The following is a 23824-nucleotide window of genomic DNA, read 5'->3' as shown; positions in this document are numbered from 1 at the left end:
GTCCCGAGCAGCCGCCTCCCCCAGCACCTTCACCGTTGTTAGCCTTGGCCATAGCCCGGTCGCTGGTGCATCCCCCGTCGCCAGCGACCGGGCGTTCGCATACCCACCGCAGGACGATTTCCGCGCATACGAAAAGACCCCCAGTCGTATCGACTGGGGGTCTTCGTTCTGTGGGGCTAACAGGATTTGAACCTGTGGCCTCATCCTTATCAGGGATGCGCTCTAACCAACTGAGCTATAGCCCCGCCGCGCTCTGCGGTGTGTGTCCCGCGCGCTGACTCCTGAAGATTAGCGCACGACCGGGGCAGTCCCAAAATCGATAGTCAGGGCCGCTTACTCGTCCTCGGCGAGCGTCAGCTCGACGCCGCCGACGAAGCCCGCGGAGAGGTTGTAGATGAACGCGCCGAGCGTCGCGAGGGCCGTCGCGAGGACGACGTCGATGACCGCGATGATCGTCGTGAACATCAGGACGTTGGGCAGGGAGAGGAACGACTGCAGGTCGAAGCCGTTCGACTCGTTCGAGCCGGTCGCCTCCGAGATGGTGCCGCCGACGGTCGAGAAGACGCCCATCGCGTCCATGACCATCCACAGCACGGCGGCCGCGACGATCGTGCAGATGCCGAGCGCGATGGAGAGCAGGAAGCTGACCTTCATCACCGACCACGGGTCGGCCTTGGCCACCCGCAGCCGCGCCTTGCGGGTGCGCGGCGTGGTGCGCGCGCCGGTGCGCGGCCGGCGTACCGCGCCGGTGGCCGCGGCCTGCGCCGGGTAGGCCTGCGGCGGGTGGTAGGGGCCCGCGGCCTGTTCCGGCCGGCGTTCCCCCGGCAGCGGCGACGGCGGCTGCTGGGCCGGCGGCTGCGGCTGTGGGCCCGGAGCAGCCGGGCCCGCGCCGGCCGCGTACTGCTGGGTCTGCGGGCCTCGGGTGTCCGTCACAGTTCCCCCCTGTGATCCAGATGCGTCGGGCGAGGGAGAGTCCTTGGCGGGCGCCTTGATCGCCTTGAGCTGGGTCGTGTGCGAATCTGTCGCCCGCCCGTCCGTGCCCCGCCCGTCCGTGATGTGCGCGTCGGTCGTACGCGCAGCGTTCGTACGCGCGGCGGAGCCACGACCGCCGTCGTCCGTGTCCGTACCGGAAGGGGTACTGGACGGTCCGGCGCCCGTGGCTCCGCTCACGTGACTCACTCCTCGTGCTACTCGGCCGAGGGCGCCTCACCCTCGTCCGTGCCGGGGGTCGCGGCGCCTTCGGCGGTCTCGTCGACGGCGTCCTCGCCGTCGACCTCCTCCGCCTCGCGCCCCGCCTCGGCGTTACGTGCGATACCGACGACGGCATCGCGCTTGCCCAGGTTGATCAGTTGGACGCCCATGGTGTCACGGCCCGTCTCCCTGACCTCGTTGACTCGCGTACGAATCACACCGCCGCCCAGTGTGATGGCGAGGATCTCGTCGGTCTCCTCGACCACCAGCGCGCCGACGAGAGAACCCCGGTCCTCCACGATCTTGGCGGCCTTGATGCCGAGGCCGCCGCGACCCTGGACGCGGTACTCGTCGACGGCGGTCCGCTTCGCGTACCCACCGTCGGTGGCAGTGAACACGAACGTACCGGGTCGAACAACATTCATCGAGAGCAGCTCGTCTCCCTCACGGAAACTCATGCCCTTCACACCCGAGGTGGCGCGGCCCATGGGACGGAGTGCCTCGTCCGTGGCCGTGAACCTGATCGACTGTGCCTTCTTGCTGATCAGAAGCAGATCGTCCTCGGCCGAGACGAGTTCGGCTCCGATCAGTTCGTCGTCCGATCCGTCGTCTGTTTCCCGGAGGTTGATCGCGATGACACCTCCGGAACGGGGCGAATCGTAATCCTTCAGAGCCGTCTTCTTCACCAGACCGCCCTTGGTGGCCAGGATCAGATACGGCGCCACCTCGTAGTTGCGGATGGCGAGGATCTCCGCGATCGCCTCGTCCGGCTGGAAGGCCAGCAGGTTGGCGACGTGCTGTCCACGCGCGTCACGCCCGGCGTCCGGCAGCTCGTACGCCTTCGCCCGGTAGACGCGGCCCTTGTTGGTGAAGAACAGCAGCCAGTGGTGGGTGGTGGAGACGAAGAAGTGGTCGACGATGTCGTCTTCCTTGAGCTTCGTGCCCCGCACGCCCTTGCCGCCGCGCTTCTGCGCCCGGTAGTCGTCCGTCTTGGTGCGCTTGACGTAGCCGCCGCGCGTGACGGTGACGACGATGTCCTCCTCGGCGATGAGGTCCTCGATGGACATGTCACCGTCGTAGGGCACCAGCATGGTCTTGCGGTCGTCGCCGTACTTCTCGACGATCGCGGCGAGTTCCTCGCTGACGATGCCGCGCTGGCGGACCGGCGAGGCCAGGATCGCGTTGTACTCGGCGATCTTCGCCTGGAGTTCGTCGTGCTCCTGGATGATCTTCTGGCGCTCCAGGGCGGCCAGTCGGCGCAGCTGCATCTCGAGGATGGCGTTGGCCTGGATCTCGTCGATCTCCAGGAGCTGCATCAGGCCCGTGCGCGCGATGTCGACCGTCTCGCTCGCCCGGATCAGCGCGATGACCTCGTCGATGGCGTCCAGGGCCTTGAGCAGGCCGCGCAGGATGTGCGCCCGCTCCTCGGCCTTGCGCAGCCGGAACTTCGTCCGGCGGACGATGACCTCGATCTGGTGCGTCACCCAGTGCCGGATGAACGCGTCCAGCGAGAGGGTGCGCGGCACGCCGTCGACCAGGGCCAGCATGTTGGCGCTGAAGTTCGACTGAAGGTCCGTGTGCTTGTACAGGTTGTTCAGGACGACCTTGGCGACCGCGTCCCGCTTCAGGACGATGACGAGGCGCTGGCCGGTGCGCGAGCTGGACTCGTCGCGGACGTCCGCGATGCCGCCGACCTTGCCGTCCTTCACCAGGTCGGCGATCTTCTGCGCGAGGTTGTCGGGGTTGGTCTGGTACGGCAGTTCCGTGACCACCAGGCACTGGCGGTTCTGGATCTCCTCGACCGCGACGACCGCCCGCATGGTGATCGAGCCACGGCCCGTGCGGTACGCCTCCTCGATGCCCTTGCGGCCCACGACCAGCGCGCCGGTCGGGAAGTCCGGGCCCTTGATGCGCTCGATGAGGGCGTCCAGGAGCTCCTCGTGGGAGGCCTCCGGGTTCTCCAGGTACCACTGGGCACCGGCCGCGACCTCGCGCAGGTTGTGCGGCGGGATGTTGGTCGCCATGCCGACCGCGATACCGGCCGAGCCGTTGATCAGCAGGTTCGGGAAGCGGGCCGGCAGGACGGTCGGCTCCTGGGAGCGGCCGTCGTAGTTGTCCGTGAAGTCGACGGTCTCCTCGTCGATGTCACGGACCATCTCCATCGACAGCGGCGCCATCTTGCACTCGGTGTAGCGCATGGCGGCCGCCGGGTCGTTGCCCGGGGAGCCGAAGTTGCCGTTGGAGTCGACGAGCGGCATGCGCATCGACCACGGCTGGGCGAGGCGGACCAGGGCGTCGTAGATCGAACTGTCGCCGTGGGGGTGGTAGTTGCCCATGACGTCGCCGACCACGCGCGCGCACTTGTAGAAGCCGCGCTCGGGGCGGTAGCCGCCGTCGTACATCGCGTACAGGACGCGACGGTGCACGGGCTTGAGGCCGTCCCGGACGTCCGGCAGGGCGCGGGCCACGATGACGGACATCGCGTAGTCGAGGTACGAGCGCTGCATCTCCGTCTCGAGCCCGACGGGCTCGACACGCTGGGCGATGATGCCGCCCTCTTCAGGGGTGACAGGAGTGTTCTCGTCGGCCATTGCTGGTGAAGATCCTTCCTGGTGCGGTCAGCTGAGACCGACTCAGATGTCGAGGAAGCGGACGTCCTTGGCGTTGCGCTGGATGAACGCACGGCGGGCCTCGACGTCCTCGCCCATCAGGACCGAGAACAGGTCGTCGGCCTGGGCGGCGTCGTCGAGCGTGACCTGGCCGAGGACGCGGTGCTCCTGGTCCATGGTGGTCACGCGCAGCTCCTCGGCGTTCATCTCGCCGAGACCCTTGAAGCGCTGGATCGAGTCCTCACGGACCCGCTTGCCGCGCTGGCGGCCCATCTCCAGCAGCGCGTCGCGCTCGCGGTCCGAGTAGGCGTACTCGATGTCGTCACGGCCCCACTTGATCTTGTAGAGCGGCGGACGGGAGAGGTACACGTGCCCGGCCTCGACCAGCGGCCGCATGAAGCGGAACAGGAAGGTGAGCAGCAGGGTGGAGATGTGCTGACCGTCGACGTCGGCGTCCGCCATCAGGATGATCTTGTGATAGCGGAGCTTCTCGATGTCGAAGTCCTCGTGCACACCCGTGCCGAAGGCCGAGATCAGCGCCTGGATCTCCTGGTTCTGCAGGATCTTGTCGATCCGCGCCTTCTCGACATTGAGGATCTTGCCTCGGATCGGGAGGATCGCCTGGTACTGCGGGTTGCGGCCGGACTTGGCCGAGCCGCCGGCGGAGTCACCCTCGACGATGAAGATCTCGCACTTGGTGGGGTCGTTCGACTGGCAGTCGGAGAGCTTGCCCGGCAGCGACGCCGACTCAAGGAGGCCCTTGCGACGGGTCAGGTCGCGCGCCTTGCGGGCCGCCACGCGCGCGGTGGCCGCCTGGATGCCCTTGCGGATGATGTCCGCGGCCTCGACCGGGTTGCGGTCCAGCCAGTCGTTGAGGTGCTCGTAGACGGCCTTCTGCACGAAGGTCTTCGCCTCCGTGTTGCCCAGCTTGGTCTTCGTCTGACCCTCGAACTGCGGCTCGCTCAGCTTCACCGAGATGATCGCCGTCAGACCCTCGCGGATGTCGTCACCCGTGAGGTTGTCGTCCTTCTCACGGAGCAGCTTCTTGTCGCGCGCGTACTTGTTGATGAGCGAGGTCAGCGCCGCACGGAAGCCCTCCTCGTGCGTACCGCCCTCGTGGGTGTGGATGATGTTGGCGAACGAGTACACGCCCTCGCTGTAGCCCGTGTTCCACTGCATCGCGACCTCGAGGGACAGGCTCTTGTCCTTGTCCTCGGCCTCCAGGTCGATGACCGTGGGGTGCACCAGGTCGCCCTTGCGGGAGTTCAGGTACTTCACGAAGTCGACGATGCCGCCCTCGTAGTGGTACGTGACGTGCTTGACCTCGGCCTTCTCGTCGGCGCCGGCCTCGTCCGCACCGGACGTGGCCTTCGCCGACTCGCGCTCGTCAGTGAGTTTGATCGTCAAACCCTTGTTGAGGAACGCCATCTCCTGGAAACGCCGCGACAGCGTCTCGAAGGAGTACTCCGTGGTCTCGAAGATGTCGCCGTCGGCCCAGAAGGTGACCGACGTCCCGGTCTCGTCCGTGGCCTCGTGCTTGGCGAGGGCCGCCGTCGGGACGCCCATCTTGTAGTCCTGCGTCCAGCGGTGGCCGTCCGTCCTGACCTCGACGGCGACCTTCGACGACAGCGCGTTCACGACGGACACACCCACGCCGTGCAGACCACCGGAGACGGCGTAACCGCCGCCGCCGAACTTGCCGCCCGCGTGCAGCACGGTCAGCACGACCTCGACGGCGGGCTTGCCCTCGGACGGGACGATGCCCACCGGGATGCCACGGCCGTTGTCCACGACGCGCACACCGCCGTCGGCCAGGATCGTCACGTCGATCGTGTCCGCGTGCCCGGCCAGCGCCTCGTCGACGGAGTTGTCGACGACCTCGTACACGAGGTGGTGCAGGCCGCGCTCACCGGTGGAACCGATGTACATACCGGGTCGCTTGCGGACCGCGTCCAGACCCTCGAGGACGGTGATGGCGCTGGCGTCGTACGAGGCGGTGACCTCGCCGTTCATGCCGGCGTCGGTGGACGGGATGTTCTCGTTGGGGTTGCCGGAATCGGCCACGAAGCGCCCTTTCTGGCACAGCACGAGCCAAGCTCGGCGGCGGGTTGCCGGAGCGGCTGCGGCATGTTGCGTTGGTAAGCCTTGATCAGCGTTGCTCAGCTTGTCCCGGCGGTCCCCACGAATGGGGCGGGATTGGCTTCCAGTCTACCGGTAGCGCTGACAGTGATGGGGGTTTGCCGGTACCTGAGTCCTCATGTGCCGCCCGAAATACCGCTCCGCCGGGTCCCCATATACGGAGCGGGGCTCCAAGAGGCTCACGGAGGCACTCAGCGCTTCCGACTGTCAACCCTTGGCTACTTGGGAGTCAGGTCGCAATTCGCAACCGCGTGCGGGTGTACGACACGACGGCCGCCGAAGGTCCCGAAGAACCGCCGACGGCCGTCGATGTGATGTCTGTCACCCACAGGTTTGCGGGCTCATCCGTAGGTGTCACCAGGGCCTGTGCTGCCCGGGGCACGCAAGGGGCCGTAGCGCCGCGGGGGACCACCAGGGTTGAGCACTTTGATCATCCGCACGCTGCCCTGGCCCAGGTCCTCATTGAGACGGGCGACCAGAGCGGGCGCGAGGTGACGCAGTTGGGTCGCCCACGCCGTGGAGTCGCACTGCACGACCAGCACCCGCTCGTCCTCGTCGTACTTCTGCGGCACACAGTGCTTGGCGAGGTTCTCCCCGACGATCTCCGGCCAGCGCCCCATCACCCCGCCGACCGCCGCCGGCGCCTCCCAGCCCCGCTCACTGATCAGCCGGTTGATCGCCGACCCCAGCGCCATCGGGTCACGCCCGTCGGCGCGCGCGCCGGAGCGCAGACCGCCCCGCCGCGCCTGCTTCTTCTGCTGCGCCGCGTCCCCCCGCGCGCGTGCCTGCTCCTTGGCCGCCCTGAGGGCCACGCGCGCGAGGTCGACACCGGAGGGCTCGGGCGTCTTCTGAGGCTCCTCGGCGGTCATACGCGCTCCACCACCCCGTCCGAAACCGAGTACCGCGCCCCCACCAGCAGATGCGGTACGTCGTCGTCGACCGCCGCCGTCACCAGCACCTGCTCCCCGGGCGCCACCAGCTCCGCCAGCCGCTCCCGGCGCCGGGTGTCCAGCTCGGCGAACACGTCGTCGAGGATCAGCACCGGCTCATTGCCCTCCGCCCGGAGCAGGTCGTACGACGCCAGCCGCAACGCCAGCGCGTACGACCAGGACTCCCCGTGCGAGGCGTAGCCCTTGGCGGGCAGCTGACCGAGTTTGAGAAGCAGATCGTCCCGATGAGGGCCCACGAGGGTGACACCCCGCTCGATCTCCTGCTTACGGGCCTCCGCGAGCGCCGCCATCAGCTGCTCGTAGAGATCCTCACGCGTGTGCGCCTCACCGGGCGCCGACGGCTTGTACTCCAACGCGATCGGGCCGCCCCCGGGCGCCAGTTGCTCGTACGCCTTGTCGGCCAGCGGCTGGATCGCGGCGATCAGGTCGAGCCGCTGGGCGAGCAACTCGGCACCCACGCGCGCGAGGTGCTGGTCCCACACGTCGAGCGTGGACAGGTCCATCGAGCGGCCGCCGTGCCGACGCGCGAGCGCCGCCGACTTCAGCAGGGTGTTGCGCTGCTTGAGGACCCGCTCGTAGTCGGAGCGCACGCCCGCCATGCGCGGGGAGCGGGCGGTGATCAGCTCGTCGAGGAAGCGGCGCCGCTCCCCGGGATCGCCCTTCACCAGGGCGAGATCCTCGGGGGCGAACAGGACCGTCCTGAGGATGCCGAGCACATCACGCGGCCTGACCTGCGACGACCTGTTGATCCGGGCGCGGTTCGCCTTGCCCGGGTTCAGCTCCAGCTCGATCAGCTGCTGCCGCTCGCCCTGCCGGACCTGCGCCCGGACGATCGCACGGTCGGCGCCCATGCGGACCAGGGGGGCGTCGGAGGAGACGCGGTGGCTGCCGAGGGTGGCGAGATAGCCGACCGCCTCGACCAGGTTCGTCTTGCCCTGCCCGTTGGGGCCGACGAAGGCCGTGACGCCCGGGTCGAGCGGAACCTCGACCCGGGCGTACGAGCGGAAGTCGGCCAGCGACAGATGCGTGACGTGCATGGTCGGGCGCCGACCTCCCCCAGCTTGTGGGCCGTTCTCAACAGCCCTGTGGATTACTTCTTCTCGACCGCGTGGCCGCCGAACTGGTTGCGCAGCGCCGCGATCATCTTCATCTGCGGCGAGTCGTCCTGCCGGGACGCGAACCGCGCGAACAGGGACGCGGTGATCGCCGGCAGCGGCACCGCGTTGTCGATGGCGGCCTCCACGGTCCAGCGGCCCTCGCCGGAGTCCTGTGCGTAACCGCGCAGCTTGTCCAGGTGCTCGTCCTCGTCGAGGGCGTTGACGGCCAGGTCGAGCAGCCAGGAACGGATGACCGTCCCCTCCTGCCACGACCGGAAGACCTCGCGCACGTCGGTGACGGAGTCGACCTTCTCCAGGAGCTCCCAGCCCTCGGCGTAGGCCTGCATCATCGCGTACTCGATGCCGTTGTGGACCATCTTCGCGAAGTGCCCGGCGCCCACCTTGCCGGCGTGCACCGAGCCGAAGTCGCCCTCGGGCTTGAGCGCGTCGAAGACCGGCTGCACCTTGGCGACGTTCTCCGCGTCACCGCCGTACATCAGCGCGTAGCCGTTCTCCAGACCCCACACACCGCCGGAGACACCGCAGTCCACGAAGCCGATGCCCTTGGCCGCGAGCTCCTCGGCGTGCTTCTCGTCGTCCGTCCAGCGGGAGTTGCCGCCGTCCACGACGACGTCACCCGGCTCCAGGAGCTCGGCCAGCTCGTCGACCGTCGACTGGGTCGGGGCGCCGGCCGGGACCATCACCCAGATCACGCGCGGTCCCTTGAGCTTGCCCACAAGCTCTTCCAGGCTGTGGACATCGGCGAGGTCCGGGTTGCGGTCGTATCCGATGACGGTGTGGCCTGCGCGGCGGATCCGCTCGCGCATGTTGCCGCCCATCTTGCCGAGGCCGACGAGACCGAGCTCCATCAGTTGTTCCTTAGGTTGCTGTGGCGTGTGTGGCACCTTCGTACCTACGTCCGAGCCTAAACCCGGACGCTCACGCACACCTGTGGGCATACGCGCTCAAACGCACGCCCCCACCTGCGGACTTTCCCCAGACCGCGCGACCGTCGTCCACGGCCTGGGGATAACTCCGGCCGGCTCAGCCGCTCAGCCGCACCGGCATGATCAGGTACTTGTAGGCCTCGTCCGCCTCCGCGTCCAGGGCCGGCTTGCCGCTGAGCAGCGCGGGCTTCGTGGACGTCGTGAAGGACAGCTGGGCGACCGGGGAGTCGATGGCGCTCAGGCCGTCCAGCAGGAAGGTCGGGTTGAAGGCGATCGAGATGTCGTCGCCGTCGAGGTTGGCGTCGACGCGCTCCACAGCCTGTGCGTCGTCGCTGGAACCGGCCTCCAGGATCAGCACGCCCTGCTCGAAGCTCAGCCGCACCGGGGTGTTGCGCTCGGCGACCAGGGCCACACGCTTGACGGCCTCCACGAAGGGGGCGGTCTCGATCACGGCGACGGAGTTGAACTCGGTCGGGAACAGCGTGCGGTACTTCGGGAGGTCGCCTTCGAGCAGACGCGTGGTCGTACGCCGACCCGCGCCCTCGAAACCGATCAGGCCCTCGCCCGCGCCCGAGCCGGAGAGCGCCAGGATGACGCTGTCGCCGCTCGTGAGCGCCTTGGCGGTGTCCAGGAGCGTCTTGGCTGGCACCAGGGCCACCGCGGACGCCTCGGGGTTCTCCGGCTTCCACAGGAACTCGCGGACCGCGAAGCGGTAGCGGTCGGTGGAGGCCAGCGTGACGGTGTCGCCCTCGATCTCGATGCGCACACCGGTCAGCACCGGCAGCGTGTCGTCGCGTCCGGCCGCGATGGCGACCTGGGCGGCGGCGGAGGCGAAGACCTCACCGGGGACGGTGCCGGTCGCGGTCGGCATCTGCGGCAGCGCCGGGTACTCCTCCACCGGCAGGGTGTGGAGGGTGAACCGCGAGGAGCCGCAGACCACGGTCGCCCGTACACCGTCTGTGGAAATCTCGACCGGGCGGTTGGGGAGGGCTCGGCAGATGTCGGCGAGCAGGCGGCCGGAGACCAGGACCGTGCCCTCCTCCTCGACCTCGGCCTCGACGCTCACCCGCGCGGAGACCTCGTAGTCGAAGCTGGACAGGCTCAGCTGGCCGTCCTCGGCCTTCAGCAGAAGGCCGGCGAGGACAGGCGCCGGCGGACGGGCCGGGAGGCTGCGTGCCGCCCAGGCCACTGCCTCCGCGAGTACGTCGCGTTCCACCCGGATCTTCACTGTTGCCGCCTCCTGCTGTTGCCGGCGCTTCGCTCTGCCTGGCCTCGTCGTCTGTCTCGGTGTCGTCGGCCCCTGTGAGGGGAAGGACACCGGGGAACAGTCTGACGCACCCCACTGACAGTAGGTGCCTCTCGGGGTCAAGTCGTGACGAGGGGCAGTCGGGAGCCGGACAGCGAGTTGTGCACAGGCCCCCCTTCGAAACGGATTCCCAGCTCTCTCTAGTTGGGAGTAGTAGTAGGGGCTGTGGATACCGTGGATAACTGCGTTTTCGCAGGTCAGACCGGAAATTTTGTCCACGGGCCCTGTGGGCGGAGACGGTGGACAACTCGGGGTGTCTGTGGAGAACAGAAAGTTCTGCACACCCCGTGCACAGGCTGAGCCGAGTTCTCCCCAGCTGCGTCCCCAGCTTTACCCACGTTTCCCACACCCCAACCCGGCACCTTCGTGTGACGCCTTTCACTCGACACGGTGAGCAGCCGCGTCGCGTTGCCGAACAGTGGACAGCCATGTGGAGAAGCTGGGGATCGCTGGGGACAACTCGGCTCAGCCTGTGGGTTGCCGGTGGACAACTTGATGCACAGCCTGTGGATCTTTTCGTCGTCCACAGTCTGTGGAGATCGCTCATCCACGAATCCACAACCACTTGACCTGGCCTGATGGCCTTTCAACAGCCGCCCTGTGGACGGTGATCTGGACAACTTGGCGGTCCCCAGGATGTGGACGGCAGAAAGTCGCCGAATCTGTGGAGGGAGGCCGTAACCCGGCAGGTAATCGAACATGCGGCTACGGGGACGTGACGGCCCGGACGGCGTCCCGGGCCGTGGCGGCCTGACGAAGGGCGCCCGGGACCATGACGAAGGGCGCCCCGGGACCATGTCCCGGGGCGCCCTGAACGCCGTGCGTACGCCTGCGCCGGCCTGTGTCAGCCGTTCTTGATGCGGTTCGTCAGCTCCGTCACCTGGTTGTAGATGGAGCGCCGCTCGGCCATCAGGTTGCGGATCTTGCGGTCCGCGTGCATGACGGTCGTGTGGTCGCGGCCGCCGAACAGCGCGCCGATCTTCGGCAGCGAGAGGTCCGTCAGCTCGCGGCACAGGTACATGGCGATCTGCCGGGCGGTCACCAGCGCGCGGCCGCGCGAGGTGCCGCACAGGTCCTCGACGGTGAGGCCGAAGTAGTCAGCCGTCGCGCCCATGATCGCCGTCGAGGTGATCTCGGGCGCCGAGTCCTCGCCGCCGGGGATCAGGTCCTTGAGGACGATCTCGGTCAGGCCCAGGTCCACCGGCTGCCGGTTGAGCGACGCGAACGCCGTCACCCGGATCAGCGCGCCCTCCAGCTCGCGGATGTTCCGCGAGATCCGGGAGGCGATGAACTCCAGCACCTCCGGCGGGGCGTTGAGCTGCTCCTGGACCGCCTTCTTGCGGAGGATCGCGATCCGCGTCTCCAGCTCGGGCGGCTGGACGTCGGTGATCAGACCCCACTCGAAACGGTTCCGCAGCCGGTCCTCCAGCGTCACCAGCTGCTTGGGCGGCCGGTCGCTGGAGAGCACGATCTGCTTGTTCGCGTTGTGGAGCGTGTTGAACGTGTGGAAGAACTCCTCCTGCGTCGACTCCTTGTCCGCGAGGAACTGGATGTCGTCGACGAGCAGGATGTCCATCTCGCGGTACCGCTTGCGGAAGCTGTCGCCCTTGCCGTCGCGGATGGAGTTGATGAACTCGTTGGTGAACTCCTCCGAGCTCACGTAGCGCACGCGCGTGCCGGGATACAGACTCCGCGCGTAGTGCCCGATCGCGTGCAGCAGGTGCGTCTTGCCGAGCCCCGACTCCCCGTAGATGAAGAGGGGGTTGTACGCCTTGGCGGGTGCCTCGGCGACGGCCACCGCGGCCGCGTGCGCGAAGCGGTTGGAGGCGCCGATGACGAACGTGTCGAAGAGGTACTTCGGGTTCAGGCGTGCGGTGGGCTCACCGGGTCCGGTCGCCGGCGCGGGCTTCGCGGCCAGCGGGCCGGGGGCGCCGCCGGCCGAGGGCAGGGTCGAGCCGCCGGGCCCGCCGCGGTGTGCGTGCCCGCCGCCGGAGGGCGGCTCGGACAGGTCACGGCGGGGCCCGGGCTGGTCGTAGTCGTCCCGGCGCGGTCCCGGCTGGTCGTAGTCGTCCCGCCTGGGGCCGGGCTGGTCGTAGTCGTCACGTCGGGGCTGGTCGTAGTCCGCGCGCTGCTGGTCGTAGTCGGGGCGCTGGCCGTCGTAGGGCGGGCGGTCCATCGGCTGCGGGCGGTAGTCCTGCGAGGGCGAGGCGTAGGAGTCCTTGGGGTAGGGGTCCTGGCCGTACGGCTCCTGCGCGGGCGGGGTCGCGTACGGGTCCCGCTCCGGGAAGCCGAGCCGCGGCTGCTGCCAGCTGTACTCGTCCTGCTGCGGCCGGGGCCAGGCGCCGGGCTCGGGGCGCTGGTACTCGCCCGGGTAGGCGGGGCGGGCGCTGGGCAGCTGGTCGCCGGGGCCGCCGGGGAGCTGGTCGGGGCGGCCCGGCGGGCGGTCGTCGCCCCGGTGCCGGTCGTCGCCCCGGTGGCGGTCGTCCGCGCGGTGGCGGCCGTAGCCCTCGTACTGGTTGCCGCTGTCGTACTGGTTGTCGTACGGGCCGGAGGGGAGCTCGGGCTCCTCGTAGCGCGGCTGCTGGGGGCGTGCGGGCTGGGGGGCCGGCGGGGCCGGGGGCTCGCCGGCGGAGTCGTCGACGGTGATCGCGATACGGATCGGGCGGCCGCACTCGCGGCTCAGGGTGTCGCTGACGATGGGGGCGAGGCGGCCTTCGAGGACGCCCTTCGCGAACTCGTTCGGTACGGCGAGCAGGGCGGTGTCCGCGACCAGCGCCAGGGGCTGGCAGCGGCGGATCCAGTGCTCGTCCTTGACCTCCACGCCCTGCCCGCGGCCTTCGCCGAGGAGTTGCTCCAGTACTCGTGGCCACACTGCGGCAAGATCGGCAGGTACGTCAGCCACAGGGCACGCTCTCTCACAGGTCCCACGAACGTGTGATGGTGGGACGGGTCGGGATCTACACCGCGGGGCGCGGGGGGACAAAGGAACGAATCGGAGTTCAGCCACGGTAGTCAGGGCGACGGGTGCGGTTCAAGTTGTTGTCCCCAGCCTGTGGATAGTGTCTCCCGGAGGCGGCTGGTTTGACCGGATGGCGTAGCCGCGCGTACCGTAACCAGGTCGAGTTGTCGATGGCTGCTGCCGCCTGCCTCCGATGGGCACAGATCGCGTCAGGTGATCGGGAAGCGGTGCACTCGGGCGTAAGCGAGAGCTACTCGTGGGCGCACGGTGACAGCCAGGACGGCACCCGCCACCACCGATTTGATTTCTGGAGCCCCCGAGTGAGCAAGCGCACCTTCCAGCCGAACAACCGTCGTCGTGCCAAGACCCACGGCTTCCGCCTGCGGATGCGTACCCGTGCCGGTCGCGCGATTCTCGCGAACCGCCGTGCCAAGGGTCGCGCCAGCCTGTCCGCCTGATTCCGGTCAGGTCATGCCGTCGTGCTGCCCACCGAGAACCGGCTGAGGCGGCGCGAGGACTTCGCGACCGCGGTACGACGAGGACGCCGGGCAGGACGCCCGCACCTCGTAGTCCATCTTCGTAGCGGTGCAACGAACCCGCACGCGCCTGGGGAGAGCGCTCCCCCGACGCGTGCGGGTTTCGTCGTGAGCAAGGCTGTGGGCGGTGCGGTGGTGCGCAACAAGGTGAAGCGCAGGCTTCGCCATCTGATGCGCGACAGGGTCGACCTGCTGCCCCCCGGTAGCCTGGTAGTCGTACGAGCGCTGCCCGGTGCGGGTGACGCCGACCATGCACAACTGGCCCGAGACCTGGATGCCGCCATCGAGCGGCTGCTGGGAGGGGGCGCGCGATGAAGTACCCGCTGCTGGCTCTGATCAAGCTGTACCAGTGGACGATCAGTCCGCTGCTGGGGCCCGTGTGCAAGTACTACCCGTCGTGCTCCCACTACGGCTACACGGCCATCGACCGGCACGGTGCGATCAAGGGCACGGCGCTCACCGCCTGGCGCATCCTGCGCTGCAATCCGTGGTCGCTGGGAGGCGTGGACCATGTCCCGCCCCGCAAGCGGCCGCGGTGGCACGAAATGCTGCGTGACGCCTGGCGTACACGCAGGGGCGGGCACTCCGCCGCCGAAACGGCCACCGAGGAGAATCCCTCTTCGACCACCGAAGAGAATCCTCCTTCGAGCCCGGCCGCAGAGACTCCGTCCCATGCCCAAGGAGCATGATTAGTGGACACGATTGCCAGCCTGTTCAGCTTCATCACGACACCGGTCTCCTGGGTCATCGTCCAGTTCCACAAGGTGTACGGCGCCATCTTCGGCCCTGACACCGGCTGGGCCTGGGGCCTGTCGATCGTGTCCCTGGTGATCCTGATTCGTATCTGCCTGATCCCGCTCTTCGTGAAGCAGATCAAGTCGACTCGGGCCATGCAGACGCTGCAGCCCGAGATGAAGAAGATCCAGGAGCGCTACAAGAACGACAAGCAGCGCCAGTCCGAAGAGATGATGAAGCTGTACAAGGAGACGGGTACCAACCCGCTCTCCTCGTGCCTTCCCATCCTGGCGCAGTCGCCGTTCTTCTTCGCCCTGTACCACGTGCTCAACGGGATCGCGAACAACGACACCATCGGTGTCATCAACGAGAGCCTGCTGGCGAGCGCCCAGAAGGCGCATATCTTCGGTGCTCCGCTGGCGGCGAAGTTCACCGACAGCGCCGCCGACGTCTCCGCTCTCGACGCCTCGCTGACCACGGTCCGCATCGTCACCGCGGTCATGATCGTCATGATGTCGGCCTCGCAGTTCTTCACCCAGCGCCAGCTGATGACGAAGAACGTCGACACCACGGTGAAGACGCCGTTCATGCAGCAGCAGAAGATGCTGATGTATGTCTTCCCGGTCATGTTCGCCGTCTTCGGCATCAACTTCCCGGTCGGTGTCCTCGTCTACTGGCTGACCACCAACGTGTGGACCATGGGCCAGCAGATGTACGTCATCCGCAACAACCCGACCCCGGGTTCCAAGGCTCAGGCCGCCTACCTGGAGCGTCTGACCAACCACGTCACGCACCACGGCAAGGTCCGCCGTCGCAGCGAGAAGACCATCGTCAAGGCGATCGTCGCCAAGGGCCGTGACCGCAACGAGTTCGAGCGCAAGTTCATCAACGCCCTCAGCAAGGCGGGCCTCGCCGCCCAGACCGACGGCACCGTGATCAAGAGCGAGAGCCAGGCCGCAGCCCAGGCCGAGGACGGTACGCCGACCACCGGTGGCACCGGTACTCCGAAGCGTCAGCAGCCCAAGCGGCAGAGCAAGTCGCAGCGGCAGTCGGGCGCCGTCGGCGCCGGTACGGCTAAGCCTGCCGGTGAGCCCACCTCGCTGAGCAAGTCCGACGACGAGCCCGAAGACGCCCAGCCCGCCCCCGCCAAGAAGGCCGCTCAGAAGCAGCAGCCCGGCGCCGGTACCCGCAGCAAGGCCCAGTCCGGACAGCGCAAGGGTCCGCAGCGGCCCAAGTCCCCGTCCAAGAAGTAAGAAGGAGTCCAACCCGTGACGGAAGGCACCACCTCCGCCGCTGCCGAGGGTGCAGACACCCTGACCCGCCTGGAGCAGGAGGGCGAGATCGCGGCGGACTACCTCGAGGGTCTGCTGGACATCGCTGATCTCGACGGCGACATCGACATGGACGTCGAGGCCGACCGCGCCGCTGTCTCGATCATCAGCGACGCCGGCGGCCGCGATCTGCAGAAGCTGGTCGGCCGGGACGGCGAGGTGCTTGAGGCCCTCCAGGAGCTCACGCGTCTGGCCGTGCACCGGGAGACCGGCGACCGCAGCCGTCTGATGCTGGACATCGCGGGTTACCGGGCCAAGAAGCGTGCCGAGCTCTCCGAGCTGGGTGCCAAGGCCGCCGCCGAGGTCAAGAGCAGCGGCGAGCCCGTGAAGCTCAAGCCGATGACGCCGTTCGAGCGCAAGGTCGTCCACGACGCCGTCAAGTCCGCCGGTCTGCGCAGCGAGTCCGAGGGCGAGGAGCCGCAGCGCTTCGTCGTCGTCCTGCCCGCCTGATCGGACCGTAGGTTCCTCCGGCCCCGTCTGCCCGGCAGACGGGGCCGGACTTTGTCAGCCTGATAGTTCTGGTGGTTGTGGTGATCGGCGCCGTGAGCGCCCATCGCGGTACGGAAGGACGGTCCCCGTGACGGAGGCAGCGGAGCTTCCCCCTGCGCCCGAGCAGGCGCGCACGGTGTTTGGTGATCGCTACGCGGACGCGGTCCGGTACGCGGAGCTGCTCGCTGAGGCGGGCGTGCAGCGCGGTCTGATCGGCCCGCGTGAGGTGCCCCGGCTGTGGGAACGGCACCTGTTGAACTGCGCGGTGCTCTCTGAGGTGGTCCCCGAGGGCGTCACCGTCTGCGACGTCGGCTCGGGCGCCGGCCTCCCGGGCATTCCCCTGGCGCTGGTCCGGCCCGACCTGAAGATCACGCTCCTGGAGCCCCTGCTGCGGCGCACGACCTTCCTGACCGAGGTCGTGGAACTGCTCGGCCTGGACCATGTGACCGTCATGCGGGGCCGTGCCGAGGAAGTCATGGGCAAGCTGCCGCCGGTGCACGTGGTGACGGCACGGGCCGTGGCCCCGCTGGACCGGCTGGCCACCTGGGGCATTCCGCTGCTGCGCCCGTACGGCGAGATGCTCGCCCTCAAGGGCGACACCGCTGAGGAGGAGCTCAAGGCGGCGTCCACGGCACTCAGTAAGCTCGGTGCCGTGGAGACCTCCGTCCTGCAAGTGGGTGAGGGCGTCGTGGATCCTCTGTCCACGGTCGTCCGGGTCGAGGTCGGGGAGAGCCCCGGCGGGGTGCGCTTTGCGGCCAAGCGGGCGAAGGCGGCCCGTACCGGACGGGCGCGCCGCCGTCGCGGATAGGTGAGGTCTCGTCGTGGATCGGTTGCGCGTCCTCGCCACTGATCCGTCCTGACGACGAGACGTACTCCACACAAGCTGCCAAACCTACGCATGCCGGAGTGTCGCGACTCTTCGGCTCTGAGTGCTGTGCATCGTGTTTCACGTGAAACGTCGCTCATTGCTGCACGGCATCATCAGCCGCGGCCGCGCCGCGGCCGAACCTCGCGAACGTAAGCCTCTAGGTTCTCTTGGAGGAGGTCGGCCTGATGACACTCCGTCCCCCGCAGGGGGCACGGAGTTGTCCACAGAGGTGGATTTCTCCACAGAACACCAGGCCTCACTGGTTCACGACCCCGAAGACATGGGAGGCTCTGTTCATTGCGAGCCTGAAGTCGAGGAGAGTGAATCCTTGCGGTCCGACGCCAACATCGCGGGACCGATGACCGATCCGGTCCCCGGTCCCCGTACCGAGTCGATCGGGGACGATGTTTCACGTGAAACACCACCCCCGATGGACGACACTCCCATCGGTCGAGCTGCCCAGCTGGCGGTAGAGGCTCTAGGCCGCGCCGGCGAGGGCCTGCCGCGGCCTGAGCAGACGCGTGTCATCGTGGTCGCCAACCAGAAGGGCGGCGTGGGCAAGACGACGACAACCGTCAACCTCGCTGCTTCGCTGGCTGTGCACGGTGGCCGGGTCCTTGTGATCGATCTGGACCCGCAGGGCAACGCGTCCACGGCTCTGGGGATCGACCATCACGCCGAAGTGCCGTCCATCTACGACGTGTTGATCGACAGCAAGCCGCTGGCCGAGGTCGTTCAGCCGGTCCCGGATGTCGAGGGGCTCTTCTGTGCGCCCGCCACCATCGATCTCGCCGGTGCGGAGATCGAGTTGGTGTCGCTGGTGGCGCGTGAGAGCCGTCTCCAGCGCGCGATCCAGGCGTACGAGCACCCCCTGGACTACATCCTCATCGACTGCCCGCCGTCGCTCGGCCTGCTGACGGTCAACGCTCTGGTCGCCGGAGCCGAGGTCCTCATCCCGATCCAGTGCGAGTACTACGCGCTGGAGGGGCTTGGTCAGCTGCTGCGCAACGTCGATCTGGTGCGGGGGCACCTCAACCCCGCCCTGCATGTCTCGACGATCCTGCTCACCATGTACGACGGCCGGACGCGGCTCGCGTCCCAGGTCGCGGAAGAGGTGCGCACCCACTTCGGTGACGAGGTGCTGCGGACGAGCATTCCTCGCTCGGTCCGTATTTCGGAGGCACCGAGTTATGGGCAGACGGTGCTGACTTACGATCCTGGATCGAGCGGTGCCCTCTCCTATCTTGAGGCGGCACGTGAAATCGCGCTGAAGGGCGTGGGCGTCAGCTATGACCCGACCCAGGCCCACATCGGCGCCCAGAGCAACCCGAGCATGGTGGAGGGCATTCAGTGAGCGAGCGACGGAGGGGTTTGGGCCGTGGTCTCGGCGCACTGATCCCCGCTGCCCCGACGGAGAAGACACCGACTCCGGCCGCGATGGGTGGCGCGGGTTCCGCGTCCCCGGCAGCTGTCCCGGTGCTGACGACCGACCGTGGAGTGGCCGCGGCGAAGGTGGCCACGCTGCCGCCTGTTTCACATGAAACGGAGGAGCCGTCGCTGAACGGTGCCGTGGAGACCTTCGCGTCTCCCGTCGGTGCCCACTTCGCCGAGCTACCCCTCGACTCCATCACGCCGAACCCGCGCCAGCCGCGCGAGGTCTTCGACGAGGACGCCCTGCAGGAACTGGTCACCTCCATCAAGGAGGTCGGCCTCCTCCAGCCGGTCGTCGTACGCCAGGTGGGCCCTGCCCGCTACGAGCTCATCATGGGCGAGCGGCGCTGGCGGGCCAGCCGGGAGGCGGGCCTGGAGGCGATCCCCGCGATCGTCCGGGCGACGGAGGACGACAAGCTCCTCCTGGACGCCCTTCTGGAGAACCTGCACCGGGCGCAGCTGAACCCGCTGGAAGAGGCAGCCGCCTACGACCAGCTCCTGAAGGACTTCAACTGCACGCACGACCAGTTGGCGGACCGCATCGGCCGGTCCCGCCCGCAGGTCTCCAACACCCTGCGTCTACTGAAGCTCTCCCCGGCCGTCCAGCGTCGGGTGGCCGCCGGGGTTCTCTCCGCCGGGCACGCACGGGCGCTGCTCTCCGTCGAGGACTCGGAGGAGCAGGACCGCCTCGCCCACCGGATCGTGGCCGAGGGGCTCTCGGTGCGTGCCGTCGAGGAGATCGTGACCCTCATGGGCTCGCGTCCGCAGACGGCTCAGCGCGCCAAGGGGCCGCGTGCCGGCACTCGGGTCTCCCCGGCGCTGAGCGATCTGGCGGGGCGGCTCTCGGACCGTTTCGAGACGCGGGTGAAGGTCGACCTGGGGCAGAAGAAGGGCAAGATCACGGTCGAGTTCGCCTCCATGGAGGACCTTGAGCGGATCCTCGGCACGCTCGCCCCGGGCGAGGGGCCGGTCCTTCAGAAGAGCCTTCTGGACGGCGACTCCGAGGACACGGAGGACTGATCGCCCGGCCGGTGGCGCGACAGCGTCGGCTGGCCGGGAGAGCAAGCCGTGTTCAACGGCAGAGCGGGCTGAGTTCGGCAGAGACCGGACACGGCCCGCTCTTTGCTTTCATGCGGTGTCGATGCCATCGCATCGTGGATACGATGCGATCGGGTACGGCGCATCCACCCGGCAGCACCTCTCAGGGGAGGCAGGTGTCATGCGAACGGTGAACCGCAGCGGACTGGTGAGCGCGGGTCTGGGACTGGGCGCGGTCGGCGGCTTCGTCGGCAGTCTGCTCCGGGAGCGGAGCGCTCTGACAGCCGCCCGCGATGCTGCGGGCGAGGGAAGCGAGGAACAGCCTTCATGGGGCGTCGGCTCGTACCGCTCACGCTGGACAACCTTCAGGACATTCCCCAGCGCTGTCGCTCGTGCGTCTTCTGGGAGCTGGACCCAGTCAGCGGCGAAGCCGCGGTAAGAGGGGGCACGGCAGCCCTGGAGAAGGAAGCCTGGATCTCCGCCGTCCTGTTGGACTGGGGATCGTGCGGCCGGGTCGTCTACGTCGATGACGTGCCGGTGGGCTTTGTGCTGTACGCGCCTCCGGCCTACGTCCCGCGGTCGACTGCGTTTCCCACGAGCCCCGTCTCGCCCGATGCGGTGCAGCTGATGACGGCGTTCATCATGCCGGGTTACCAGGGGCAGGGGCTGGGCCGGGTGATGGTCCAGACGGTGGCCAAGGATCTGCTGCGACGGGGCTTCAAGGCCATCGAGGCCTTCGGGGACGCCCGTTGGAAGGAACCGGCCTGTGTGCTGCCCGCCGACCATCTGCTGGCGGTGGGCTTCAAGACGGTGCGTCCGCACCCCGTGAACCCGCGACTGAGGCTGGAGCTGCGCACGACGCTCTCCTGGAAGGAAGACGTGGAGATGGCGCTGGACCGGCTCCTGGGCGCGGTTCAGAAGGAACCCGCCCTGCGTCCCCTCTGACAACCCGCTCCTCTGACGACGATGGGCCGACCCTCTCGGGTCGGCCCAGTCGTGTTTCACGTGAAACATGTGCCATCGACTCGATGGCTCAGTGCGTCACTCGGCGATGAAGTCCTCGAGGTCGCGCACGATAGCGGCCTTCGGCTTCGCGCCGACGATGGTCTTGGCGACCTCGCCATGCTGGTAGACGTTCAGGGTCGGGATGGACATGACGCCGTACTTGGCGGCCGTACCCGGGTTCTCGTCGATGTTGAGCTTCACGATCTCGATCTTGTCGCCGTACTCGGCGGCGATCGCCTCGAGGGACGGAGCGATCTGGCGGCACGGGCCGCACCAGGCAGCCCAGAAGTCCACCAGGACGGGCTTGTCGCTCTTGAGGACGTCCTGCTCGAAGGAGTCGTCGGTCACGTTCTTCAGGGTGCCGGCCACGGCGGGCTCCTTAACTCTTGTTGCGTGGGGTGGTGGGTGGGAGGGGATCAGACAGAGGTCTTCTCGGGCTCGGCCTGCTCCTCGTCCGCCAGGGCGGCGAGGTAGCGCTCGGCGTCGAGAGCGGAGGAACAGCCGGTGCCGGCCGCGGTGATCGCCTGGCGGTAGGTGTGGTCGACCACGTCGCCGGCGGCGAAGACCCCGGTGACGTTCGTCCGCGTGGAGGGCGCGGCGACCTTCAGGTAGCCCTCCTCGTCGAGGTCGAGCTGGCCCTTGAAGAGCTCGGTGCGCGGGTCGTGGCCGATCGCGATGAACAGGCCGGTCACCGCCAGGTCCGACAGTTCGCCGGTCTTGAGGTTGCGCAGCTTCAGGCCGGCCAGCTTCGGGTCGCCCTGGATCTCGGCGACCTCGCTGTCCCACACGAACTTGATCTTCGGGTCGGCGAAGGCACGCTCCTGCATGGCCTTGGAGGCACGCAGGGTGTCGCGACGGTGGACGATCGTCACGGACTTGGCGAAGCGCGAGAGGAAGGTGGCCTCCTCCATCGCGGTGTCACCGCCACCGATCACGGCGATGTCCTGGTCCTTGAAGAAGAAGCCGTCACAGGTGGCACACCACGAGACGCCGCGGCCGGAGAGCGCGTCCTCGTTCGGCAGGCCGAGCTTGCGGTGCTGCGAGCCGGTGGCGACGATGACGGCCTTCGCCTTATGGACCGTGCCCGCCGTGTCCGTGACGGTCTTGATCTCACCCGTGAGGTCGACGCTGACGATGTCGTCCGGGACGAGCTCGGCGCCGAAGCGCTCCGCCTGGCCGCGCATGTTGTCCATGAGCTCGGGGCCCATGATGCCGTCCTGGAAGCCCGGGAAGTTCTCCACCTCGGTGGTGTTCATCAGCGCACCACCCGCGGTGACGGCGCCCTCGAACACCAGCGGCTTCAGCGACGCGCGCGCGGTGTAGAGCGCCGCCGTGTAGCCGGCGGGCCCGGAGCCGATGATGATCACGTTACGGACGTCGCTCACGGCTTGGTTCCTCGTCTCTGGACTGCGTCAGTACGACCGGTGGGAGCCCCTCTCAGGACTCTCACCCCACCCAACGGATCCTACGGGGCGCGCATTCCCGGTGTGTCCGGGCACACGGAGAGGCGCCACCGTACGGGATACCACGGCGGAGAGAGACGAAGCGTCAGTGCGCGGAACGCGCGTAGGAGTGCGTCAGCAGAACCTTCGCGGAGGAGGACGGGTCCTTCTCACATCCGGCGTCGACCACGTAGGCGTCGACACGGTCGCTGTCGTTCGTGTTGGGCATCACCACGAGGTAGGCCGGGACATCGTCGTAGGTGCCCTTCTTGGCGGCCAGAGCCGTGTCGTCGCGGCCGATGCCTTTCAGCACACACGAAGGGACCTGCGGCACGGGCTGGTTCTTGACGTGGTTCTCGGGCACGGTGTTCGCCCCGAAACTGCGAGGGGGCCGGGAACCCGCAACGGAACCTTGGCCCAGAAGCTTGGAGACCTGGGTCTCGACCTTTTGGCCGGAGAAGGTGTCGGCCTGTGCGGTCGGGTCGGACGGCTTACCGTCGTTGAAGGACGACAGCAGCACAGCACCGAGTCCGAAGGCGGCGACCGTGAATACGGTGCCCAGCACGGCGATCCTGCGTCGGCCGCCCCGGGAACGGCCCTTGCGGCCGGGGCCGGTGCTGGAGGCGCGGGCATGACCGCCGGGACGGTCCGCGGACACCGATGTTTCACGTGAAACATGCGTACCGGCGAGTGCGTGGGTCTGGGTCGCTACAAGATCGACGGCATGATCGGAGCCGGGAGCATCGGCGGGCTCCGGAGCTGTCGCGCTGAGTAGAGCCTCGGCAGCGAGAGCGGCGTCGATACGGCCTGCGACATCGTCGGGCATGCGCGGCGGACCCGGCAGCGAGCCGAGCAGGCCTCGGATCTCCTCCAGCGAGGCGTGCACGTCGGCGCAGAGCTCGCACTCGTCCAGATGTCGTCGTACGTCGGCGCTGCGGGTCTGCGTGAGCAGGCCCTCGGTGAGCTCGGAGAGCTCCGCGACGTCCGGGTGCCCGGCCGTGTCTGTCGTGGATGTCACGCTCGCCCACCTCCGCCCTTCACAGCAGCTGAATCGCCTGGACCTGTCTCATGGGGACCCGGGTCAGGGGATCCCGCTGCCGGTGGGACGGATGTCCCGTGCACCCGGTTCCGTCCCCCGCCCGGTTCTCTGCTGTCACCGGTGCTTTCCGGCCGCAGATGAGTGAGGAGGGGGAGGAGTCTGGCCCGGCCGCGAGCACAGCGGCTCTTCACCGTGCCGGTCGGCACGTCGAGCATGCGGGCGGCCTCGGCGACGGGATAGCCCTGCATGTCCACCAGGACGAGAGCGGCCCGCTGGTCGTGCGGCAGCGTGCCGAGGGCCTCCAGCAGCTGGCGGTGCAGATCGTTGCGCTCCGCCGGCGCCGAGGCGGATTCGTGCGGTTCCAGGAGCTGTTCCAGGCGCTCTGTGTCGTCGACCGGTGAGGTCTTGCGGGAGGCAGCCTTGCGGGCGCGGTCGAGGCAGGCGTTCACCGTGATGCGGTGCAGCCACGTCGTGACCGCCGACTGGCCGCGGAAGGTGTGTGCGGCGCGGTAGGCGGAGACCAGGGCGTCCTGGACGGCGTCAGCGGCCTCCTCGCGGTCGCCGAGCGTGCGGAGGGCCACGGCCCAGAGCCGGTCACGGTGACGTCTTACGAGCTCGCCGAACGCGTCGGGGTCGCCGTCCACGTGGGCGGCGAGGAGGTCCTGATCGCTTGCGTCGCCGTATGCGGTGCCATCTGCCATCGGACCCCCTC

21 protein-coding genes and 1 tRNA gene are annotated in these 23824 nt (G+C 68.3%); 9 read left to right on the top strand and 13 right to left on the bottom strand.

Annotated features, from left to right (window positions below; all coding sequences use genetic code 11):
- Window positions 1-171: 171 nt before the first annotated feature.
- The 9 genes from CRP56_RS21310 to dnaA form a co-directional block, all read right to left on the bottom strand.
- Window positions 172-245: transfer RNA gene (locus tag CRP56_RS21310), tRNA-Ile, on the bottom strand.
- A gap of 88 nt (window positions 246-333) precedes the next feature.
- Complete coding sequence (locus CRP56_RS21305) at window positions 334-1170, bottom strand: DUF3566 domain-containing protein (RefSeq protein WP_097266288.1); 837 nt, start codon at window positions 1168-1170, stop codon at window positions 334-336.
- Window positions 1171-1187: 17 nt separating this feature from the next.
- Window positions 1188-3782 carry a DNA gyrase subunit A gene (gene gyrA, locus CRP56_RS21300; RefSeq protein WP_097266286.1) on the bottom strand — a complete coding sequence of 865 codons (2595 nt, stop codon included), beginning with the start codon at window positions 3780-3782 and terminating at the stop codon, window positions 1188-1190.
- Between the two features lie 42 nt (window positions 3783-3824).
- The gene (gene gyrB, locus CRP56_RS21295; protein ID WP_179851081.1) at window positions 3825-5864 is read right to left on the bottom strand and encodes a DNA topoisomerase (ATP-hydrolyzing) subunit B; all 2040 of its coding nucleotides are present in this window, start codon (window positions 5862-5864) and stop codon (window positions 3825-3827) included.
- A 416-nt stretch (window positions 5865-6280) separates the two neighbouring features.
- Window positions 6281-6808 carry a DUF721 domain-containing protein gene (locus CRP56_RS21290; protein ID WP_059194357.1) on the bottom strand — a complete coding sequence of 176 codons (528 nt, stop codon included), beginning with the start codon at window positions 6806-6808 and terminating at the stop codon, window positions 6281-6283.
- A complete protein-coding gene (gene recF, locus CRP56_RS21285) occupies window positions 6805-7926 on the bottom strand; it encodes a DNA replication/repair protein RecF (RefSeq protein WP_097266282.1) in 1122 nt (373 codons plus the stop codon). Before recF ends, CRP56_RS21290 begins: the two co-directional genes overlap by 4 nt.
- Before the next feature lie 53 nt (window positions 7927-7979).
- Window positions 7980-8855, bottom strand: a complete 876-nt coding sequence (gene gnd / locus CRP56_RS21280; protein ID WP_097266279.1) for a phosphogluconate dehydrogenase (NAD(+)-dependent, decarboxylating) — start codon at window positions 8853-8855, stop codon at window positions 7980-7982.
- Between the two features lie 175 nt (window positions 8856-9030).
- Window positions 9031-10161, bottom strand: coding sequence for a DNA polymerase III subunit beta (gene dnaN, locus CRP56_RS21275; protein WP_097266277.1), 1131 nt, complete (start codon window positions 10159-10161; stop codon window positions 9031-9033).
- A gap of 922 nt (window positions 10162-11083) precedes the next feature.
- The gene (dnaA, locus tag CRP56_RS21265) at window positions 11084-13141 is read right to left on the bottom strand and encodes a chromosomal replication initiator protein DnaA (RefSeq protein WP_097266275.1); all 2058 of its coding nucleotides are present in this window, start codon (window positions 13139-13141) and stop codon (window positions 11084-11086) included.
- Window positions 13142-13518: 377 nt separating this feature from the next.
- On the opposite strand from dnaA, the gene rpmH reads away from it, so the two are divergent.
- From rpmH to CRP56_RS21220, 9 genes are all read left to right on the top strand, one after another.
- On the top strand, window positions 13519-13656 hold the full coding sequence (gene rpmH, locus CRP56_RS21260; protein WP_015659252.1) for a 50S ribosomal protein L34: 138 nt from the start codon (window positions 13519-13521) through the stop codon (window positions 13654-13656).
- Between the two features lie 21 nt (window positions 13657-13677).
- Entirely contained in the window at window positions 13678-14049 is a 372-nt protein-coding gene (gene rnpA / locus CRP56_RS21255) for a ribonuclease P protein component (RefSeq protein ID WP_097266273.1), read from the top strand.
- Window positions 14046-14423, top strand: coding sequence for a membrane protein insertion efficiency factor YidD (yidD, locus tag CRP56_RS21250; RefSeq protein ID WP_097266271.1), 378 nt, complete (start codon window positions 14046-14048; stop codon window positions 14421-14423). The genes rnpA and yidD overlap by 4 nt, the downstream gene beginning before the upstream one ends.
- A 3-nt stretch (window positions 14424-14426) precedes the next feature.
- Window positions 14427-15722, top strand: a complete 1296-nt coding sequence (yidC, locus tag CRP56_RS21245) for a membrane protein insertase YidC (protein ID WP_097266269.1) — start codon at window positions 14427-14429, stop codon at window positions 15720-15722.
- A gap of 15 nt (window positions 15723-15737) precedes the next feature.
- Window positions 15738-16250 carry a Jag family protein gene (locus CRP56_RS21240; protein WP_067018228.1) on the top strand — a complete coding sequence of 171 codons (513 nt, stop codon included), beginning with the start codon at window positions 15738-15740 and terminating at the stop codon, window positions 16248-16250.
- Between the two features lie 127 nt (window positions 16251-16377).
- Window positions 16378-17097 carry a 16S rRNA (guanine(527)-N(7))-methyltransferase RsmG gene (gene rsmG, locus CRP56_RS21235; RefSeq protein WP_097266267.1) on the top strand — a complete coding sequence of 240 codons (720 nt, stop codon included), beginning with the start codon at window positions 16378-16380 and terminating at the stop codon, window positions 17095-17097.
- Between the two features lie 340 nt (window positions 17098-17437).
- Window positions 17438-18511 (top strand): AAA family ATPase, encoded by a 1074-nt coding sequence (locus CRP56_RS21230; protein ID WP_079083284.1) that lies wholly within the window; start codon window positions 17438-17440, stop codon window positions 18509-18511.
- Window positions 18508-19608, top strand: coding sequence for a ParB/RepB/Spo0J family partition protein (locus CRP56_RS21225; RefSeq protein WP_097266265.1), 1101 nt, complete (start codon window positions 18508-18510; stop codon window positions 19606-19608). Before CRP56_RS21230 ends, CRP56_RS21225 begins: the two co-directional genes overlap by 4 nt.
- Before the next feature lie 345 nt (window positions 19609-19953).
- On the top strand, window positions 19954-20571 hold the full coding sequence (locus CRP56_RS21220; protein ID WP_097266263.1) for a GNAT family N-acetyltransferase: 618 nt from the start codon (window positions 19954-19956) through the stop codon (window positions 20569-20571).
- Window positions 20572-20667: 96 nt separating this feature from the next.
- Here CRP56_RS21220 and trxA read toward each other — a convergent pair whose 3' ends face one another.
- The 4 genes from trxA to sigM all read right to left on the bottom strand — a co-directional run bounded on the left by trxA (window position 20668) and on the right by sigM (window position 23813).
- Complete coding sequence (trxA, locus tag CRP56_RS21215; RefSeq protein ID WP_097266261.1) at window positions 20668-21000, bottom strand: thioredoxin; 333 nt, start codon at window positions 20998-21000, stop codon at window positions 20668-20670.
- Window positions 21001-21047: 47 nt separating this feature from the next.
- Window positions 21048-22016: a thioredoxin-disulfide reductase gene (gene trxB, locus CRP56_RS21210; RefSeq protein WP_059194370.1), complete on the bottom strand. Its 969-nt coding sequence runs from the start codon at window positions 22014-22016 to the stop codon at window positions 21048-21050.
- Window positions 22017-22179: 163 nt separating this feature from the next.
- Window positions 22180-23091 (bottom strand): anti-sigma factor family protein, encoded by a 912-nt coding sequence (locus CRP56_RS21205; RefSeq protein ID WP_097266259.1) that lies wholly within the window; start codon window positions 23089-23091, stop codon window positions 22180-22182.
- The gene (gene sigM, locus CRP56_RS21200; protein ID WP_097266257.1) at window positions 23088-23813 is read right to left on the bottom strand and encodes an RNA polymerase sigma factor SigM; all 726 of its coding nucleotides are present in this window, start codon (window positions 23811-23813) and stop codon (window positions 23088-23090) included. Before sigM ends, CRP56_RS21205 begins: the two co-directional genes overlap by 4 nt.
- Window positions 23814-23824 lie beyond the last annotated feature (11 nt).

Origin of the sequence: Streptomyces sp. TLI_55 (genome assembly GCF_900206255.1) — a bacterium.
GTDB lineage: Bacteria > Actinomycetota > Actinomycetes > Streptomycetales > Streptomycetaceae > Streptomyces > Streptomyces aquilus.
This window is presented reverse-complemented; position numbering and strand designations above follow the sequence as displayed.

Excerpts from the sequence above, each read along its gene's own strand:
- yidD (WP_097266271.1), top strand. The coding sequence starts at position 14,046 with ATGAAGTACCCGCTGCTGGCTCTGATCAAGCTGTACCAGTGGACGATC.
- gnd (WP_097266279.1), bottom strand. The coding sequence starts at position 8,855 with ATGGAGCTCGGTCTCGTCGGCCTCGGCAAGATGGGCGGCAACATGCGC.
- sigM (WP_097266257.1), bottom strand. The coding sequence starts at position 23,813 with ATGGCAGATGGCACCGCATACGGCGACGCAAGCGATCAGGACCTCCTC.
- CRP56_RS21220 (WP_097266263.1), top strand. The coding sequence starts at position 19,954 with ATGGGGCGTCGGCTCGTACCGCTCACGCTGGACAACCTTCAGGACATT.
- recF (WP_097266282.1), bottom strand. The coding sequence starts at position 7,926 with ATGCACGTCACGCATCTGTCGCTGGCCGACTTCCGCTCGTACGCCCGG.
- CRP56_RS21290 (WP_059194357.1), bottom strand. The coding sequence starts at position 6,808 with ATGACCGCCGAGGAGCCTCAGAAGACGCCCGAGCCCTCCGGTGTCGAC.
- CRP56_RS21230 (WP_079083284.1), top strand. The coding sequence starts at position 17,438 with ATGGGAGGCTCTGTTCATTGCGAGCCTGAAGTCGAGGAGAGTGAATCC.
- gyrA (WP_097266286.1), bottom strand. The coding sequence starts at position 3,782 with ATGGCCGACGAGAACACTCCTGTCACCCCTGAAGAGGGCGGCATCATC.